Below are 18,483 nucleotides of genomic sequence, written 5' to 3'. Positions count from 1 at the left end.
TTCTAGCATTCACCGACGATGGCTGACGAAGAAACCAAGAACGAAGCTCCTGACACTGGTTCGGAGGAAGCGGCTGCCGCCCCGAAGGCGGAGACCCCGAAGACCGAGGAGACTCCCGCGGCACCTGCTGCCGAAGCCAAGGGCGAGGAAGCAAAGCCTGAGGATGGCGGCGCTCCGAAGAAGGAGGAGAAGCGCGACATTTTCGCCGAGATCGCCGGCGCCGAAGAGGGTCAGATCAAGATCCACAAGGCCAAGGGATCGAAGAACATCTCGAAGGGCATCGTCCACGTGACGGCCACCTTCAACAACACGATCGTCAGCGTCACCGACGCCAGCGGCAACACCATCGGCTGGTCGAGCGCCGGCAAGATGGGCTTCAAGGGTTCGCGCAAGAGCACGGCCTACGCCGCCCAGGTGGTTTCGCAAGACGCCTGCCGCCAGGCGATGGGCCACGGCCTCAAGGAGGCTGAAGTCCGCGTCAAGGGTCCGGGTTCGGGCCGTGAGTCGGCCGTTCGTGCCGTCCAAGCACTCGGCGTCGATGTCACCGGCATCCGCGACGTCACCCCGATCCCGCACAACGGTTGCCGTCCGAAGAAGGCCCGCCGCGTTTAATTTCCCCACACTTTACTGAATCATGGCTCGTTACACCGGACCCCGCGCGAAGATCAGCCGCCGCTTTGGCGTCGCTCTCTTCGGTTCCTCGAAGGCCCTCGAACGCCGCAACTTCCCGCCCGGGCAGCACGGTCTCCGTGCCGGCCGGAAAAAGAAGAGCGATTACTCGATCGCGCTTGGCGAGAAGCAAAAGCTCCGCTTCCAATACGGCGTTCTCGAAAAGCAGTTCCGCGGTTATTACGAAGAGGCCGCACGTCGCCGGGGTGTTACCGGTGAGATCCTGCTCCAGCTTCTCGAGCAGCGCCTCGACAACGTTTGCTACCGCCTCGGCTTCGGCAACACCCGCGCCGCCGCGCGCCAGCTCGTCAATCACGGCCACGTTCTCGTGAACGGCACCAAGGTCGACGTTGCCAGCTATCAGGTGAAGCCCGGTGACAAGATCAAGATCGGCTCGAAGCCGTCGGCCCAGCAGCTCGCGCTGCGCATGATGGACCTGACCCAGTCGGTTCCGCTGGTTGACTGGCTCACTCTCGATCGCGAGACGATGGAAGGCATCGTCGAGCGCGTCCCCGAGCGTTCCGACATCGATCCGCTGGTCAACGAGCAGCTCATCGTCGAGCTCTACTCGCGCTGATCCGGAGGACATTTTTTCGACGGCGCCCGGGGGAAACCCCGGGCGTTTTCGCGTTCATGGCTTGCGTGACGGGAATTCATTGCCATTTGGCTTTTCCAGAGCTGCAAGATGAGCGAAACCGCCTGCCCGTCCATGAGCAATCCCTTCCGCGAAGATCTCGTTTCACGAAACCGTCCCCAGCCCTGCACGGTGGTTATTTTCGGCGCCACCGGCGACCTGACGCACCGCAAGCTGGTTCCGGCACTCTACAACCTCGCGGTGGACGGCGAACTGCCTCCCGGTGTGAAGATCGTCGGCTTCGCGCGTCGCGACAAAAGCGATGCCGAATTCCGTGCCGGACTCGAGGAACTCAACCGCAAGGTGTCGCGCTCCGGCCACGACGACGAGATCTGGGACCGCTTCGTCGAAAGCATTCATTATCACAAGAGCGAGTTCACCGATGACGATGGTTACCGGCGTCTTGCCGAGCGCCTCGACGAGATCGATCGGGATCGCGGAGGCAAGGGCAACCGCCTGTTCTACATCGCCAGTGCTCCCGAGTTCTTCGATGACATCCTCGAACACCTGAAACAGGCGGGTCTCAACGAGTCGGCCGAAGGTTGCTGGTCGCGGGTGATCGTGGAGAAGCCGTTCGGTACCGATCTCGCGACGGCGCAGCACCTCAACCAGGTGGTCAACCGGACCTTCGAGGAAAAGGACACCTACCGGATCGACCATTACCTCGGGAAGGAAACGGCGCAGAACCTGATGGTGCTCCGGTTTGCCAACGCGATCTTCGAGCCGCTCTGGAACAGCCGCTACATCGACCAGATCCAGATCACCTGCTCAGAGAATCTCGGCATGGAAGGCGGACGGGGAGGTTACTACGACAAGTCCGGTGCGTTGCGGGACATGGTGCAGAACCACCTGTTGCAGCTTCTCAGTCTCGTGGCGATGGAGCCGCCGACCGACCTCAGCGCGGACGGTGTGCGGGACGAGAAGGTGAAGGTGATCCGCTCGCTGCGTCAGTGGGACACCGCCAAGAAGGTCGCGGAGAATGTCGTGCGTGCCCAATACACCGCCGGCCATGTCGATGGGGTGAGCGTTCCCGGCTACTGCGAGGAAGACCGCGTGGATCCCGAGAGCCAGACCGAGGCGTATGTCGCGCTGCGTCTGATGATCGACACGTGGCGTTGGAGCGGCGTGCCGTTCTACATCCGCATGGGCAAGCGTCTGCCGAAGAAGGCGACCGAGATCTCGGTGCATTTCAAGGCGCCGCCCTGCGTTCTCTTCAGCGCGCTTCCGGGTGGTGTGCCCGGTGGTAACGTGCTGGTGATCCGGATCCAGCCGGACGAGGGAATTTCGCTGCGCATGGTTTCCAAGATCCCGGGCACCAGCCTGCGTCTCGAACCGGTGAAGATGGATTTCCACTACGCGACGAGCTTCGGCAAAGGCAGCCCGGAAGCCTACGAGCGGCTGTTGCTCGACGCGATGGCGGGCGACGCGACCCTGTTCGCGCGGCGGGATGAGGTTGAGGAGGCATGGCGTTTCATCGACCACATCGAGCGTGCGTGGCACGAAAGCGATTCCCCGCCTCCGATGGCCGAGTTTGTTGCCGGCACGTGGGGGCCGAAGGAGGCCGACGATCTTCTCACGGCCGACGGTCATTCCTGGCGCAGACTCTGATCCCTTGCAGCGACGATGAGCGAAACCCTTTCCATGCATCCCGAACTGGGTCGCGAAGTCCCGATCGGCTCGATCGATCGGGAACTGCACCAACTGTGGGAGGAGGACGATGCGCGGACCAACGCCTCACTGATCAATCTCGCCGTCTACTCCGAGGAGCCCGACGCGCTGGTTCGAAATTCGGCAGCCGTCCGTGAGCTGACTCGCGAGCATGCCTGCCGGGCGATCCTGATCGGTATCGACCGTGAGGCCGAGGAGGCCTCGATCCGGGCGTGGATCACGGCGCATTGCCATCTCAGCCACGGTCAGAAGTCGGTTTGCTGCGAGCAAATCGCTTTCGCGCTCACCGGTCGGGCGACGGGCCGGCTCCGGAACACCGTTTTCGCTCACCTGAATTCCGATCTGCCGCTGATTCTTTGGTGGCAGGGGGAGCTCAGCCCGATTTTCAGCGAGCGCTTCTACAGTCTCGTCGACCGATTCGTCTTCGATAGCTCGTCGTGGAAGGATCCACTCGATTCCTTCAGCCGGATCCTCGAGGCAAGCGAGACGTCGAACCGACTGGTTGTGCAGGACCTGTCGTGGACCCGCTGCTACCAGTTCCGTGTTTCGGTCGCGGCGCTGTTCGACGACCCGGTGGCTTCCGAGTCGGCCGGGGCGATCCAATCGGTGAGAATCGTCCATCACCCGGACCATCGGTTGACCGCCCTGCAGCTTCTGGCCTGGCTCGCGGTTCAAGCGGGTTGGCGCGACGGGCTTGAGCTGCATCTGGCGGACTCCCGCCGGGGCGGGAATGGGGAGAGTTTCTCGTTTGAGTCGGCCACGGGCCAGGCGATCACGGCCACTTTGGTGCCCGATGCCGACGGTCCGCCGCTCGGAAGGCTCGAAATTGAGGCCGGTGAGGTTCGTATCGATGTCGTCCGCGATCCCGGCAGCAGCCATCTTCTCCGCCGTCTCGAATGCGGAGGACACCGCTCCGAATCTCCGGCACCGGTGGATCCTGACGGTTCGGTCGAACTCGTCGGTGAGCAGCTTTCCCGCGGTGGCAAGAACTCCTTGTACCGCAAGATCCTGCCGCGATTCCTTGAACTCCTTTCCTGCTGATATTGGCATGTTTCCGGCTCTCCCGCCCATGCCCCACACGCCCCTCCATGCGGACTCCCGTTGGCATGAAAGGGGCTTGAACCCCTACCGGCGAGGTCGCATGTTCCGCGGCCCCGGACGCCGGTTGATTTCCTGACATGATCCGACTTCCCGACGACGCACCGTTCACACCCGAGCAACGTGCCTGGCTTGAGGACTTCCTCAGCAAGGCCCTCGCCGGAGTTGCCATCCCGAGTGCCCCGACCGGTCCCGCAGTGCCGGTGACCATCCTGTGGGGTTCCCAGACCGGCAATGCCGAAGGGCTTGCCCGCAAGCTGGGCAAGCGGATGAAGAAGGGCAATTTCGAGCCCGAGATCTTCGATATGGCGGAGTACGACCGCGAGCGGCTCCCGAAGGAAAAGAACCTGCTCATCATCACGTCGACCTACGGTGATGGAGAGCCCCCTGATAATGCGGCGGACCTCTACGAGTGGATTCTCAGCGACGCCGCCCCGCAACTCGGGGATGTCTCGTACTCGGTGCTGGCGCTCGGTGACACGAGCTATCCGGACTTCTGCAAGTGCGGTATCGATTTCGACCAGCGCCTCGCCGCCTTGGGAGCGAGCAAGATCCAGGACCGGGTCGACTGCGATGTCGACTTCGACGACGAATTCAAGGCTTGGTCGGAGGGGGTGATCGGAGTCCTTTCTCCGGAGTTCGAGGTGGTGCCGGGTGCGGTGTCGGCTCTCGACCAGCAAGAGGAAGGCTACTCGAAGAAGCGCCCGTTCCCGTCGACGATCCTCAACAATTTCAACCTCAATACCGGCGGGGCCAAGGAGACCCATCACGTCGAGCTCTCCCTCGAGGGTTCCGAACTCGTCTACGAGGTCGGTGACGCGCTCGGCGTGGTCCCGGCCAACCCGCCCGAAGTGGTCGACGAGATTCTCGCGAATCTGCCGTTCAAGACGGACACCGAAGTGCCTCTGCCTGACGGCACCGAAGGTCCACTCCGTGATGCGCTGATCTATTCCTACGACATAGGTACGATCAACAAGTCGCTCATCCAGAAATGGCAGGAGCGCAGCGGTTCGCCGTTCCTTCGCTCGCTGGTCGAGGCTGACGACAAGAAGGCTTTCGAGGACTTCTCGTGGGGTCGCGACCTGATCGATCTGGTCGTCGATCATCCGGCCGACTTCGCCGATGGCGAGGACTTCGTCGGCATCCTGAAGAAGCTGCAGCCGCGTCTTTACTCGATCGCTTCAAGTCCGAATGCCCACCCGGGTGAGGTTCATCTCTGCGTCGGGATCGTACGCTACGAGAGTCATGGTAGAAAGCGTGGCGGAATCTGTTCCACCTTCCTTTCCGATCGTTCCGACGGCACCACGCCCGGTGTGTTCGTTCACAGCAACAAAGCGTTCCGTTTGCCCGAGAGCGGCGACACGCCGCTGATCATGGTGGGACCCGGAACCGGTATCGCTCCCTTCCGTGCGTTTCTCGAAGAACGCAAGATCAGTGGGGCGAAGGGCGCGAACTGGCTGTTCTTCGGCAACCCGCACCAGTCGACTGACTTCCTCTACGAAGACGAACTCACCGCCTTCAAGGAGGACGGAACGCTGCAGCGTCTCGATCTCGCCTGGTCTCGCGACCAGAAGCAGAAGGTCTACGTGCAGAACCTGATGACCGAAAACGGCGCCGAGCTCTGGAAGTGGCTTGGGGAGGGTGCCGCCTTCTACGTCTGCGGTGATGCGTCGCGGATGGCGAAGGATGTCGATGCGGCCCTGCACGAGATTGCGGAGAAGCACGGTGGCATGGATGCGGAAGCGGCTGCCGAGTTCGTCAAGCAGCTCAAAAAGGACAAACGCTACCAGCGCGACGTCTACTGAGCGGCTCCCGGAGCCGTTTTCGATGGCGCTTTGGCGAAAAGTGGCGATGCTTTCGCATCATGAAGGCATATTTCCCGTCCGCTTTGTTCGTGGCTTTGCTTGCGGTTGGCTGCGAGAAGGAGGAAGCGCCGAAGGCGACGATCGTTCCCGAGGAGGAGACGGCCGAGATGCCTCCTGTGGAGGCTGAGCCGACTCCCATGCTGGAGGCGCCTGTGGCCGATGGGGAGGTGGTCGAGTCACGCCCGACACCTGGCGAGCGTCTGGATCGGGCGATCGAGGCGACCGGACGCGGGCTTCAGACGGCGGGCGAGAAGACCGCCGACGGAGTCGGAACCGCCGCCGAGAAAACCGAGGAGGCCCTTCATACTGCAGGTGAGAAGACCGAGGAAGGCGTGAAAAAGGCCGCGGACGCCACCGGCAAGTTCCTCAAGAAGGTGGGCGAGAAGATCGAGGATGCGGCGACCCGAGAAGAGTCGTCCGAGTAAGGCCTCAATCACGCCATAGCCAGCGCAGCGTGTCGGGGAAGATCGACCCGCCGTGCGCGCCGCTGTGGCCGCCTTCGCCCCAGACGGTCTTGTAGTCCCACTCGGCGAACTTCAGGGCGGCGGCCATCTGCTGGTTGGCCAGCCACCAGTTGCCGTGCGCGTTGTCGAGATCACCCGAGCCATCCTGCAGGAAGATCTTCAACGGCTTCTTCTCGGTTTTCCGAATCAGGTAGGGGTAGTGATAGCCGCCACGGATGTTGGTGAAGCTGCCGATGTGGCTCACCACCTTGCGGAACAGGTCGGGACGTTCCCAGGCAGCGGTGAAGGCGCAGATTCCGCCGGAGCTGTTGCCGCAGATCGCGTGTTTTGAAGGATCGTCGGAAAGCTTCACCGACTTCGAAACCTCGGGCAGGATCTCGGTCTCTAGGAACCGCGCGTAAGTGCCGTCCGGCGTGTCGTATTCGACACTGCGGTTGCTCTTCATGTCCTTGGGGGTGTTCCAGCCTTGGGCCGAATCGAGGTGGTCTCCGAAAACACCCGGATTGATCATCACGGCGACCGTGACCGGCATCTCTCCCTTGTGGATCAGGTTGTCGAATACGACGGGAACGCGGAACTCTCCCTTCTCCTTCACAAAGGCATGGCCGTCCTGAAACACCATCAGCGCCGCGGGTTTGGTGCCGTCGTATTGGGCCGGGACGTAGACGAAGTACTCGCGGATGGTTCCCGGATAGATTTCCGACTTGCAGAGGTGGCGGGTGACCTTGCCCACCGGTACTCCTTGCTGACGAACCGAGTCGGGGTGGACGGGGTAGGACTCCTTGGAAAGGGCAGGAAGGCTGAACAAGGCGGCCATCAATGGAACGACGAAGATCGAGCGCATGGTAGATCAACGCCCTGCCGACGTGCGGTCCTTCATGGATGGCACACTCCTACCGTCCGAAGTGCGCAAAAAGGCCGAGAGGTTGGGGGGCAACCTCCCGGCCTCCCGGGGTTGGGGGGCGATCCCGGGAAACACACACATTGAAAGGGGCCGGATCAGCGTCCCGGGCCACCGCCGCCGGGAGGTCCTCCTCCAGGAGGTCCGCCGCCGGGCGGTCCGCCTTGAGCCCCACCGCCGCCGGGGCCTCCACCGCCCGGGCCGCCGACGCCGAGCTCGTCGGAGTCGATCTTGCCGTCGCCGTCCTTGTCGATCTTGGCGAGGGCTGCCGGGGCCGCCTCAATTTCACTGCTCGAGAGATCACCGCTTCCGTCGGTATCGATTGCCGAAAGCAGTGGCGAGGGTGGTGGGGGAGGCGGAGCCTGTCCTTCGTCATCGCGATTACGGCGACGCTCGTGGCGGGGCGGCTCGGGACGAAGTTCCTCGGCGCTCAGCGCTCCGTCGTCATCTTCGTCGAGCTTGAGGAGAGACTTGGTGGCGTCGCGGATCTCGCGTTTCGACAACTCCTGATTGTGGTTTTTGTCGATTGCCATGCCGACCGGGTCGGGGGGCGGTCCCGGTGGCATGTTCTGAGCCAACGCGGGGAACGCGAGCGTCAGCAGCAGGGTGGGGATGATCGGATTGGTGGTCATGGCGTTTGCTTCAGTGCTGCCGCGACTGAAGACGGAGATTGTAAGCTGCGGATGGGGAGAGGGGTCATTCTTGTAAAAGTTTTGTTAAGAAAGCCGTGCTGTCGGAGAGGTTTCAGCCGTGAAATGGAGGATCGTTGGAGCTGACCGGTTTCATGATTTGGACGTGTCGCGCCTTCGAAACCGCCCGGAAATCCGGCTGTTCGAGGTCGGCGGGTAGTGTTCAGAATGTCAGATTTCGAGCCGGTCGGGCCGGGTTAACCCTTGCGGCTCTTAAGGTTCGGAGGATTCGAACATTCGGGGTTGTTATGCTCTCACCGACGAGGCGTGTCGTGAATGGGAGATTTATAAGCGCGAATGCGAGACTCAGCATGCTAGACGGAGCCGGATTCTGAGCTTATTCCCTTGCGTGTAATTACGGGCAGTTTCCCCGGTCATTGGATTCCCTCGTTTTGGGTTTACGAGTTCCAATGACCGGGGGACGTCGTGAAAAGCCGGGTGGGGAGAGAATGGGCCGGTCGCTCCGACGAACTTGAATGGCCTCCCTTGGTAGCACTCCCCGATTCCGATGTTGTTGAGCCGCCTGACTTGCCTCGTCGCGTTCGTCTTTTCAGGAATGCTTTCCGCCGCCGGAGATATTCCGCGCCAGAAGCTCAACTTCGATACCGATTGGAAGTTCGCCTTGGGGGATCCCGAGGGCGCCCAAGCGACCGACTACGACGCTTCCGCGTGGAGGGAGCTTGATCTCCCTCACGACTGGAGCGTCGAAGCCAACTTTGACGCCGACGCTGCGGCCGGGGCTCCCGGCGGCTATTTGCCATCCGGGGTCGGCTGGTATCGGAAGGCGTTCCTCGTTCCTGACAACATCGCCGGCCGCCGCGTGTTCATCGAATTCGACGGGATCTACATGAACGGCGAGGTCTGGATCAACGGTCACCACCTCGGCAAACGGCCCTACGGCTACATCGGTGTCGGCTATGATCTCACACCTCACCTGAAGGTCGGAGGCAGAAACGTCATCACCGTCAAGGTCGACGACCTCAAGCAACCCTCGGCGCGATGGTATGGCGGAACCGGCATCTACCGGCACGTGTGGCTCACGATCACGCAGCCTGTGCGTGTCGCGCATCACGGAACCTATGTGCGCACCCCGCAAGTGACGAGGCAGTCTGCCCGTGTCGCGATCGATACGACCGTGATCAACGGTGAGGAAGAAGAGATGCTCGTGGAGGTCGATCAGGGAATCTATCCGCCGGGTAGCGACTACTTTGTAGCGGCCGGCTCGAAAGAGGTGTCGATCCCGGCCGGGTCGGAGATGACGGTGGCCCAGTTTCTCGACCTCAAAGAGCCGATGCTCTGGTCGCCCGAGTCTCCGAATCTCTACAAGGTTCGCACCACCTTGCGGGTCGGCGCCAAGGTTTTGGATGTCTATGATACTCCGCTTGGCGTCCGGACACTGCGCTTCGACGCCAACGACGGTTTCTTCCTCAACGGTGAGCCGGTGATCCTGCGCGGAATGTGCAACCACCAAGACCTTGGTCCTCTCGGCACGGCGCTGTGGGACCAAGCGCTTGAGAGGCGCCTCCGTATGCTCAAGGACATGGGATGCAACGCGTTGAGGACGTCCCATTACCCGCAGTCCCCGGAGTTCATGAGGATGGCGGACGAGATGGGCTTTCTTGTGGTGAACGAGACCTTCGACGAATGGCGACGGGGTTGGAATTTCGTCGACGGCCAACTCGTTTCCAGTCGGAACGACCGCGGCAAGGCACGCTACGGCTACAACCAGTATTTCACCGCGTGGTCCGAGCGCGATCTGACCGATCACCTGAAGCGCGATCGCAACCATCCCTGCGTGATCATGTGGAGCATCGCCAATGAGGTTCCCGAGGCGCAGAAGTTCGGGGAGATCGAAACCGTCAAGGTGCTCCGGGACCTCGTCCGGGAAATTGATCCGACCCGACCGGTGACCGCGGGAATCAACCACATCCACACGGCTAACGAGACGGGCTTTCTCGAGGAACTCGATATCGTCGGCTACAACGGCGGCGGTGGGTCGTGCTTTCTGTATGAGAAGGACCACGAGCGGTTCCCGAACCGGATCATTTATGCGTCGGAAGTGCCGCACTCGCTCCAGACCCGCGGTGAATACCGAACGCACACCAACTACCGGGAGAAGCAGCACGAGATCCCGAACCTCACCGAAGAGGAGGTATTCCCGGAGACGGACGCATGGTATGAATCATCGTATGACAATGCCGGCGTGCGGATCAATGCGCGCGACTCGTGGCACCTGACGAAGACACTTCCCTACGTCCTCGGGGAGTTCCGTTGGACCGGCTTCGACTACATCGGCGAGTCCGGCGGTTGGCCGCGGGTTCTGGGGAACTTCGGCATCATCGATCTCTGCAATTTTCCGAAGGATACCTACTACTTCTACCAGAGCCAGTGGACGGACACACCGATGATCCACATCCTGCCCCATTGGAACTGGCCGGGGAAGGAAGGGACGGTGATTCCGGTCCACGCCTACACCACCGGCGACGAGGCCGAGCTGTTCCTCAACGGTGAGTCACTGGGTGTTCGAAAGTTCGGTGGGGAGAATCCCTACCACCTTGAGTGGATGGTGCCGTACGCGCCCGGCGAGCTGAGGGCGGTGGCTCGCAAGGGAGGGGACGAGATTGCCGAAACGGCGATCCACACGGCCGGCCCGCCCGCCCGGTTCCAGCTGGAGGCCGATCAGGTCGAACTCGATCCGCGTCGACGCGACCTCGCTTACCTCACCGTGCGCATTGAGGATGCCGACGGGAACTTTGATCCGAAGGGCGAGCGGTGGGTTTCCCTCCAGGTGCGCGGTCCGGCCCGCATTCTCGGCGTGCACAACGGAGACCCCCTGAGTCATCACCCGTTCAAGTCGAACACCGTCCGCACCTTCAACGGGCTGGCCCGCGTGATTGTCGCGTCCACGCCAGGCGACGATGTCGTGCAGCCCAACGAGAAACGCGAATCCGGCGAGATCATCGTCCGTGCAAGCGTCCGCGGCTGGGAGTCGCGCGAGCTGCGGCTCAAGCGCGTTCACCAGGGTAAGCCGGAGTCGGTCTTCAAGCCCGACAACAGCGGGCCCCGCGCCACCGACGTCTACGACGAGGGCGTGCCTCCCGTCGATTGACGCGAGATTCCGTTCAATCCCTGCTATCCTTGAATCGTCTTCCTCTCCAATCCACCACCCGATTCCCATGAAACGCATTCTCTCCGCAGTCTTGGCGGCAACGGCCGTGGCGCCGCTCCTTGCCGAGGACGTCTTCCCCGGTGCCGACGAAAGTTCTCCCTCCAGAGCCCACTACTTCAGTTGGATCAACAATACAAACGAAGGTCCGACCATCGAGCAGACCGAGGCGAACCTCGCCTTCTTCCAGTGGCTCCACGACGAGTATGGCATGGTGCTCGACATCTATGCCTTTGACGCGGGCGCGGTCGACGCCCCGCGGTACTACGGCTCGCCGGATACGCGCAAGTTCAAGGGCCAGTTCCCGAACGGCTTCGGTCCCGTCGCCGAGCAGGCGAAGGGGTTCGGCGGTCGGTTGGGCGTGTGGCTCGGGCCGGACGGCTTCGGCGACACCGATGAGGAAAAGCAGGCGCGTATCGATTTCCTTTCGTCGCTTTGCCGGGATCACCAGTTCGAGTTGTTCAAGATGGATGCTGTCTGTGGCCAGCTTCGCGATGAGAAACAGCCGGCGTTCATCGAACTGATGAAGGAGTGCCGCAAGCACAGCCCGGACCTGATCCTGCTGAACCACCGGCTCAATCTCGGGCCTGCCGAGCAGTACGCGACAACCTTCCTGTGGCAGGGGGCGGAGACCTACATCGACGTGCACATGTCGAACAACATGACCGCTCCGCACAACCGGGCCAAGGCGCTCGGCCGTGGGCTACCTCCCGAACTCAAGCGGTTGGCCGAGGACCACGGCGTCTGCCTTTCCTCGTGCCTCGACTACTGGGAGGACGATCTCGTTCTGCAGGCCTTCAACCGGTCCATGATCCTGGCGCCGGAGCTCTACGGCAGCCCGTGGTTTCTGCGCGACGACGAGTATCCGAAGCTCGCCCGCATTTTCAACCTGCACCGCCGCTACCGCGATATCCTGGTGAAGGGAATGGTGCTGCCTGAGGACAAATACGGCCCCTTCGCGGTCTCGCGGGGCGATGGGAAAACGCGACTGGTGACGCTGCGCAATCTCACGTGGGAGCCGGTGACCTATGAGATCGCGCTCGATGAAAGCATCGGCTTCTCGGACGTCGGAGTTCGCGAGGTGCGCCTGTTCCATCCCTACGAGGAAATCCTCGGCAAGGACTTCAAGCCGGCCGACTCGGTCAAAGTCACGGTCTATCCGTTCCGTTCCCTGTTGCTGCTCGCGACGACCGAAGGCTGCGACGAACCGTCGTTGCCGAAAGGGCCCTACCGCGTGATCAAGAATGTCGAGGGCTCTGAGCCGGTCATCGAGGAGCTCGAACCGATCCCGCTGAAGAATCCATGGCACCGGAAACTCGCCGACCTCGAACCGGTCGATCTGCCGGCCGATTGGGAGGCTCTCTACGAGGCGACCATGTTTGCTGCCGACAACAACGCTCTCGAGGTGAGGAGCCTGCGTCGCTCGGGTCAGTCAGAGGTTGCAGCGGTTTCGAAGGCGAGGGAGGAGTTCCTCGATCAGGCCTTGGTACGCAGCCGTGCGATCAGCGACGAGTTCCTCTTCGATGGAGATGAAGCCACCGTGTTCGACGCCTTTGCGAGAGCGGACCTCCGACTGAACGAGGAGGGGTGCTTTCGGGTCGATTTCGGCAGCCCGACCGAGCTGACGCAGCTGGTGCTCCGCACCCAGGCCTTGGACAAAACACTGATCCGGAACGCGATCCAAGGCTCCGAGTTCAGCGAGGATCTCCGGTCGTGGCACTCGGCCGAGGAGATGATCCAGGATGGAAGCGTGATGAACGTGTTCCCGCCGACCGGCAAGTGGCGCTACTTCCGGATGCGTTTGGCGCCTGAGAGGGTGGCGGAAGTCGAAGCGTTGAACGGCGAGACCCAGCTTCCCCGCGACGGTTGGCGTGCGAACAACCTGTTCGCGCACCCGGCGGCGGTGCCGGCGGTCCGCGCATGGTCGGCCAAGGTGACTGTCGATGAAATCACGCCGACGTCCTACCTCTGCGTGGCGGTCGAAGGTGAGCATGGCATCGAAGGTTGCTATGCGGCGATTCGCATGGGCGACCAGCTGATCGGTGCGCCGGATCGTGCGGCGTCCTACCCGGGCAATGCCTGGGAGTACCCGGTCCGCAAACAGAAGTCGGGCTACACGTACTTCTTCCCGCTCGACGAATCGCATGTCGGCAAGGAACTCGATGTGGTTCTGCTCGGCATGAAGGGCGGTGGCGAGGACCTGCAGCCGAAGGTCTGGCTGACCGCACGCGAGTTGCCCTACACGGTGGCGCGATGAGTGATGCCGGCGACGAGCCGTTCTGGCGGCGTCTGTTCGCTCCGGGAAGCTTCGAGTGGGCTTTCAAGATGCGGGCGGGCGACGCGCGTTCGTTCTTCGCTCCCGCCGATCCGGATGGGCGTTTGTTGCGCGAGAGGGCGGAGCGGCTCGACCGGCATCCCGAGCGCTACGCGGGCTCGACCGAAGAGGGACGGCCGCTGATCGCCGAGATGTGGAAGCTCGCGGCGGGGTGGGGGCAGGTCGATGCGCCGGGTGATGGCGATGCCGGGATCCACGCCTTGTCCCGACAATGGGAACCGGACCTGCTCGTCATGGACCACGCGCATTCCTCGATGGTGGCCGGAGCCGTGTGCTTCCCGTCTTCATGGTCGCTTCGGCATGCACTGGGCAAACCCGTCGAGGAAATCCACGCGTTTGTGCCGCAACTCAACCCGCAGATCGGAGAACGCATTCGCCGGTTTCTCGCGAGCCTTTCTCCGGGGAAGTCTTTCCGTCGGGAGAACTGGGGCCTGACCCGCTCCGGCGAGTACGACTACCACCCCGACCTGGGCCGTCGTCGTCTCGACGAGTCCGTCGGCCTTGACGAGGTATTCCTGCGGGTCGAGCACCAGCTTTTCACCGGCATTCCCGGCGGGGTGCTGATGGGGCTCCGGATCGAAGTCTGTCCGCTTCTCGAGTTATCGGAAGATCGCGAGGTTTGGAGCTGTCTCAGCGAGAAGCTCCGCACCATGCCGGACGATGTCGCCGGATACAAAGGCATCGCCGCAGCACAGAGGGCGATCGTCGCGCAGATGGAGGAAACCGGGAAGCTCTCCTGATTCGCAGATCCGTCCCGGATCCCCGTCGGGCCTTGGATTAGCGCTGTGGGGGTGCTTGAACGGAGTGGCGTGATTGGGCGTTTGATAACCGGGAATACGCGCGAGTTCCGTTCTATTTCGGATAGGTGAGGTTTCGGCAGCGGGTAGAAGTTTCGCAAGTCGTGGAGAGAGGCCGGAATGCGATCCGGTCTTCACCTGCCGCGCTGGATTCCATCAAGCCGCATGAGGACCACCGAACTGATCCGACTTTCCTGCAGGGCGACCTGTCTTCCGTTGGTGGCGTCGATGACCTTACCGGTGCTGGCCGAACAGGCACTCAAGATGCCTCAGGACATCGAGTATCTGCTCGAGGATTACTGCTTCACCTGTCACGAGGACGGAACGGAGAAGGGCGACGTGCGGCTCGACAATTTGGGTGAGCTTTCCCTCGAGGCCCGACTCGACATGCTCAACCGGGCGCACGAGCAGGTGTTCCTCAGCCAGATGCCGCCGCCGGACAAGAAGAGCCAGCCGACGGATGAGGAGCGTGCGAAGCTGATGGCATGGATCTCTGGCGAGCTGGATGCCCATGGAGCGGGCAAGCTTGAGGAAAAGCTCCGCTATCCGGCCTACGGGAACGCGATCGATCACGACGCGCTGTTTAGCGGCGAAGTCGAGGAGGCGGCCTACACGCCCGCGCGCCGCTGGTTGGTCAGTCCGCAGATTTTCAACGAGCGGGTGCTCGATGTCTTCGAACTGGAAGGCAGGGACCGGATGCGCCCGCTGTATGGTGTCACCAATCCATTCCTGCTCCCGGACAACTCGGGCGTGCGCTACTACGACAATGGCATCCTCGACGGCGGCCATCTGTTGGTCATGCTCAAGAATGCCGACTGGATTTCCGCCAAGCAGATCCGCGCGGCCCGGGTGAAGAAGGGGGAGATCAAGGCTGATGAATTTCCCGACCAGAAGGACCGCTGGGCGCCGCGCTCGACGCCCGAGGCCTTCGAAACGGTGATTCTCAAGGATGGCGCTCCGAACGACGCCGAACTCGAAGCTGCCATCCGCAAGCAGTTCCAGTTGGTGCTGCGCCGGGATCCGACAACCGAGGAACTCTCGGAGTATCTGGATCTGGCGCGTTCCGCGGTCGAGCTTGGCGGAAACACCGAAGGACTGCGCCAAATGCTCGTGACCGTCGTGTTGGATTCCGAGTTCCTCTACCGGCTTGAGTTCGGTGCCGGGGAAGAGGACGGGCATGGTCGCAAGAAGCTGTCCCCGCGCGAGGCGGCCTTCGCGATCTCCTACGCGATCGGCGACCGGGGTCCGGATGCGGAGCTGACCGCCGCTGCGGCCGAGGGACGTCTGGAGACGAGGGAGGATTACCGTCGGGAGGTGGCCCGGCTGTTGGAAGACCCGGAGTACTATCGTGGCGAGGTCGACAGCTCGCTCGATGGCAAGCACTACAAGTCGAACGAGACTGCTCATCCGAAGATCATCCGCTTCTTCCGCGAGTTTTTCGGCTATCCCGCCTCACTTCGGGTGTTCAAGGACGGTGCCCGTAGCGAGGGCAAATACAGCAACCCCGACCGCGGCACTCAGGGAACCCCCGGGTGGCTCACGCTCGAAGCGGACCGGATCGTTACATGGCATGTCGAGAAAGACCGCGACGTCTTCAAGACGCTTCTGACGTCGGACGAGTTCTTCGTTTACCACAACATGGAGAACGAGCAGGGCGACCAGACGATCAGCGAGTGGCGTAGCGTCTATGAGCGCCTGAAGGACACGCCCTGGCGGACGGAACCCCAGAAGGTTCTAGATGAGCATCTCGAGTTCCTCAAGACGATCAAATCGATGAGGATCGTCGACAACTCCAAGCCCGGCGAGATCGTGAACTACATGCTCTTCTTCGAGGAGCACTTCGGGAAGGGCATCACGCCTTTCACGCGGATTCCATGGAGCCACGGTTACTACTACCACCACGCTCCGTTCTACAGTCTGCCGCCAACGCCGAGCATCTGGCGATACGGTAGCTGGAAGTCGTCCAAGGTTCCCGAACTGGAGTCGGAGGATTTTTGGGACTACCCGACCCACCAGCCTTTCCGGATCGCGAACCGCAAAGGAATCCTCACCCACCCGGCGTGGCTGATCGCGCACTCCACGAACTTCCATGCCGACGCGATCCGACGGGGTCGCTGGATTCGGGAGAAGCTGCTCGCAGGCCGGGTTCCGGACGTGCCGATCACCGTGGATGCGCAGGTGCCCGAGGATCCGCACCGGACCTTCCGGCAGCGGGTCGAGGACGTGACCGCCGACTCCGCGTGCTGGAAGTGCCACCAGCACATGAACCCGCTCGGGTTCGCCTTCGAGATGTACGATGACTTCGGTCGATACCGCCTGGAGGAGATCATGGAGCATCCCGACAACCTCCTCGAGAAGGGCAACGGCAAGACGACCTTCGATGTGTACAAGACCGCGCCGATCGTGACCACCGGCGAGCTCGACGGAACGGGCGATCCCGCGCTCGACGGGGAAGTGGAGGATGCCTTCGAGATGATCGACCGTCTCGCCGAATCCGACCGGGTGCGCCAATCGATCATCCGGCATGCTTTCCGCTTCTACATGGGGCGCAACGAGAAGCTCTCGGACTCCCGCACGCTCATTGACGCCGACAAGGCCTACCTCGAAAGCGACGGCAGCTTCAAAGCCGTGATCCTCTCCCTTCTGACCTCGGACTCTTTCATCTACCGCAAGTAACCCTTCCGGGCGCGGCCGGCATGGCCTGTTCCCGAACCATGCCGACCGGCACTTCCATACACCATGAACACACGACGTGATTTCCTGAAGACCGCCTTCATCACCATGGGCGGGCTCTCCCTCCCGGGCGGGATGCAACGCCTTTCCGCCGCCCCGACCGGATCGGGCAAGGCACCGATGCGTTTCATCTTCATGCACCGTGGCAACGGACTGTTCCCGAAGGTGATGGTGCCGCCGTCCTTCGGTCCGGAGGAGATGAAGAAGGAGAACGCCAAGGAAGCGTTCGAGGTCGATCTCGACGGTCACGAGCTTCCTGACTGGATGAGTCCGCTCGAGGCGCACAAGGACAACCTGACGATTCTGCAGGGCCTCTCCGGCAAGATGTGCACGGTCGGTCACCACTCCTGGTGCTCGTCGCTCGGTGTCTACAAGGCCAACGAGCGGCCGAGCTCGATCAAGTGGGCGACCGTCGACTTCGAACTCGCGAAGCTTTTCCCGTCACCGATGGAGCACATCGAACTCGCGTGTTTCCCGACCGGTGGCGGCAATGCCCGCGGCAGTCTCGATGGTATTGCGAAAGGCTTTTCGGCCCGTGGTCCGCAGCAGCCGAACTATGCCTTCGGCTCGCCGAAGATCGCGGTCGACGAGATTTTCAAGTCGGTCTCGGCCAACGAGGACGACCAGGTGCGCTACCAACTCGAGCGCAAGGTTCTTGAGTTTGCCGCGGGCAACCACTCTGAGATCGCGCGCCAACTTGACGGGATCGAAAGGCAGAAGGTCGGGAACTACGCCGAGTCGATCGAGGATATCCGCGAACGCAACCGCAAGGTCGACATGATGGCGGACGCGGTGCGCCGTCACGCGCCGAAGCTGGATGCGAAGTATCTCGCCGAGGAACTCTCGACGCTCGATCGTCAGGTCGGACATACGGAAGTGCTCCTCTCCTCGCTGATTTCGGGGCTGACGAATGTGGTCGCCTTCACGGTCGATGAACTCGGCCACGAGTACACCGGTATTCCCGGACTCGAGGGCGAAAAGGTCAACATGCACGACGTCGGCCACGGCAAGGTGATTGGTGGCGTCAATGCCGAGGAGATCCGGAAGCGCAGCGAGCACCACCACATGAAGCTTGTGGACATGATCGTGACCCGTCTGAAGAGTGTTCCCGAAGGCGACGGCACGATGTTCGACAACACGATGGTATTCTACTTCCCGGACGGGGGAGAAACCCACCACAGCCACGGCACCGAGTTCCCGTTCGTCGTCATGGCCGGCGACAACGCCAAACTCAGCATGGGCCGCCGCTACGTCCGTCTGCCGTACTGGGGGAGCGAGAACCACAAGACGCTCGGCAACTTTTACACCACTATCCTCAACGCCTACGGCAACCCGATCAAACACTTCGGTGTCCTCGATCCGGCGCTGATCGGCGACCAGACCGGTGCCATCAAGGAGTTCCTGATGTAAGGCGCTCTGTAGCGCCCCAGCCGCGTCTCCGAATACCTGACCTCCGGGTGAGGT

The 18,483-nt window shown here is 62.1% G+C and carries 13 protein-coding genes; 11 read left to right on the top strand and 2 right to left on the bottom strand.

Features of this window, described 5'->3' with window-relative positions:
• Positions 1-18: 18 nt before the first annotated feature.
• The 6 genes from rpsK to HAHE_RS01230 all read left to right on the top strand — a co-directional run bounded on the left by rpsK (position 19) and on the right by HAHE_RS01230 (position 6,359).
• Positions 19-612: a 30S ribosomal protein S11 gene (rpsK, locus tag HAHE_RS01255; RefSeq protein WP_343218194.1), complete on the top strand. Its 594-nt coding sequence runs from the start codon at positions 19-21 to the stop codon at positions 610-612.
• 22 nt (positions 613-634) lie between these two features.
• The gene (rpsD, locus tag HAHE_RS01250; RefSeq protein ID WP_338687857.1) at positions 635-1,246 is read left to right on the top strand and encodes a 30S ribosomal protein S4; all 612 of its coding nucleotides are present in this window, start codon (positions 635-637) and stop codon (positions 1,244-1,246) included.
• A gap of 132 nt (positions 1,247-1,378) precedes the next feature.
• On the top strand, positions 1,379-2,911 hold the full coding sequence (gene zwf, locus HAHE_RS01245) for a glucose-6-phosphate dehydrogenase (protein WP_338687855.1): 1,533 nt from the start codon (positions 1,379-1,381) through the stop codon (positions 2,909-2,911).
• Positions 2,912-2,926: 15 nt separating this feature from the next.
• Positions 2,927-4,012 carry a glucose-6-phosphate dehydrogenase assembly protein OpcA gene (locus HAHE_RS01240; protein WP_338687854.1) on the top strand — a complete coding sequence of 362 codons (1,086 nt, stop codon included), beginning with the start codon at positions 2,927-2,929 and terminating at the stop codon, positions 4,010-4,012.
• Between the two features lie 137 nt (positions 4,013-4,149).
• Positions 4,150-5,874: a diflavin oxidoreductase gene (locus HAHE_RS01235; RefSeq protein WP_338687852.1), complete on the top strand. Its 1,725-nt coding sequence runs from the start codon at positions 4,150-4,152 to the stop codon at positions 5,872-5,874.
• Positions 5,875-5,933: 59 nt separating this feature from the next.
• Positions 5,934-6,359 (top strand): hypothetical protein, encoded by a 426-nt coding sequence (locus tag HAHE_RS01230; RefSeq protein WP_338687850.1) that lies wholly within the window; start codon positions 5,934-5,936, stop codon positions 6,357-6,359.
• A gap of 4 nt (positions 6,360-6,363) precedes the next feature.
• On the opposite strand, the gene HAHE_RS01225 is transcribed toward HAHE_RS01230, so the two are convergent.
• Positions 6,364-7,242: an alpha/beta hydrolase gene (locus HAHE_RS01225; protein WP_338687848.1), complete on the bottom strand. Its 879-nt coding sequence runs from the start codon at positions 7,240-7,242 to the stop codon at positions 6,364-6,366.
• Positions 7,243-7,397: 155 nt separating this feature from the next.
• On the bottom strand, positions 7,398-7,931 hold the full coding sequence (locus HAHE_RS01220) for a hypothetical protein (protein ID WP_338687846.1): 534 nt from the start codon (positions 7,929-7,931) through the stop codon (positions 7,398-7,400).
• Between the two features lie 571 nt (positions 7,932-8,502).
• Here HAHE_RS01220 and HAHE_RS01215 point away from each other — a divergent pair.
• The 5 genes from HAHE_RS01215 to HAHE_RS01195 all read left to right on the top strand — a co-directional run bounded on the left by HAHE_RS01215 (position 8,503) and on the right by HAHE_RS01195 (position 18,429).
• Positions 8,503-11,097, top strand: coding sequence for a glycoside hydrolase family 2 TIM barrel-domain containing protein (locus HAHE_RS01215; protein ID WP_338687844.1), 2,595 nt, complete (start codon positions 8,503-8,505; stop codon positions 11,095-11,097).
• A gap of 67 nt (positions 11,098-11,164) precedes the next feature.
• Positions 11,165-13,411, top strand: a complete 2,247-nt coding sequence (locus HAHE_RS01210) for a hypothetical protein (RefSeq protein ID WP_338687841.1) — start codon at positions 11,165-11,167, stop codon at positions 13,409-13,411.
• The gene (locus tag HAHE_RS01205) at positions 13,408-14,229 is read left to right on the top strand and encodes a heme-dependent oxidative N-demethylase subunit alpha family protein (protein ID WP_338687838.1); all 822 of its coding nucleotides are present in this window, start codon (positions 13,408-13,410) and stop codon (positions 14,227-14,229) included. The genes HAHE_RS01210 and HAHE_RS01205 overlap by 4 nt, the downstream gene beginning before the upstream one ends.
• A gap of 222 nt (positions 14,230-14,451) precedes the next feature.
• The gene (locus tag HAHE_RS01200; protein WP_338687835.1) at positions 14,452-16,962 is read left to right on the top strand and encodes a DUF1588 domain-containing protein; all 2,511 of its coding nucleotides are present in this window, start codon (positions 14,452-14,454) and stop codon (positions 16,960-16,962) included.
• Positions 16,963-17,025: 63 nt separating this feature from the next.
• Positions 17,026-18,429: a DUF1552 domain-containing protein gene (locus HAHE_RS01195; RefSeq protein ID WP_338687832.1), complete on the top strand. Its 1,404-nt coding sequence runs from the start codon at positions 17,026-17,028 to the stop codon at positions 18,427-18,429.
• Positions 18,430-18,483 lie beyond the last annotated feature (54 nt).

The sequence above is a fragment of the Haloferula helveola genome (genome assembly GCF_037076345.1).
GTDB lineage: Bacteria > Verrucomicrobiota > Verrucomicrobiia > Verrucomicrobiales > Akkermansiaceae > Haloferula > Haloferula helveola.
Note: the sequence above shows the minus strand (reverse complement) of the source record. Positions and strands in the feature narration are given on the sequence as shown.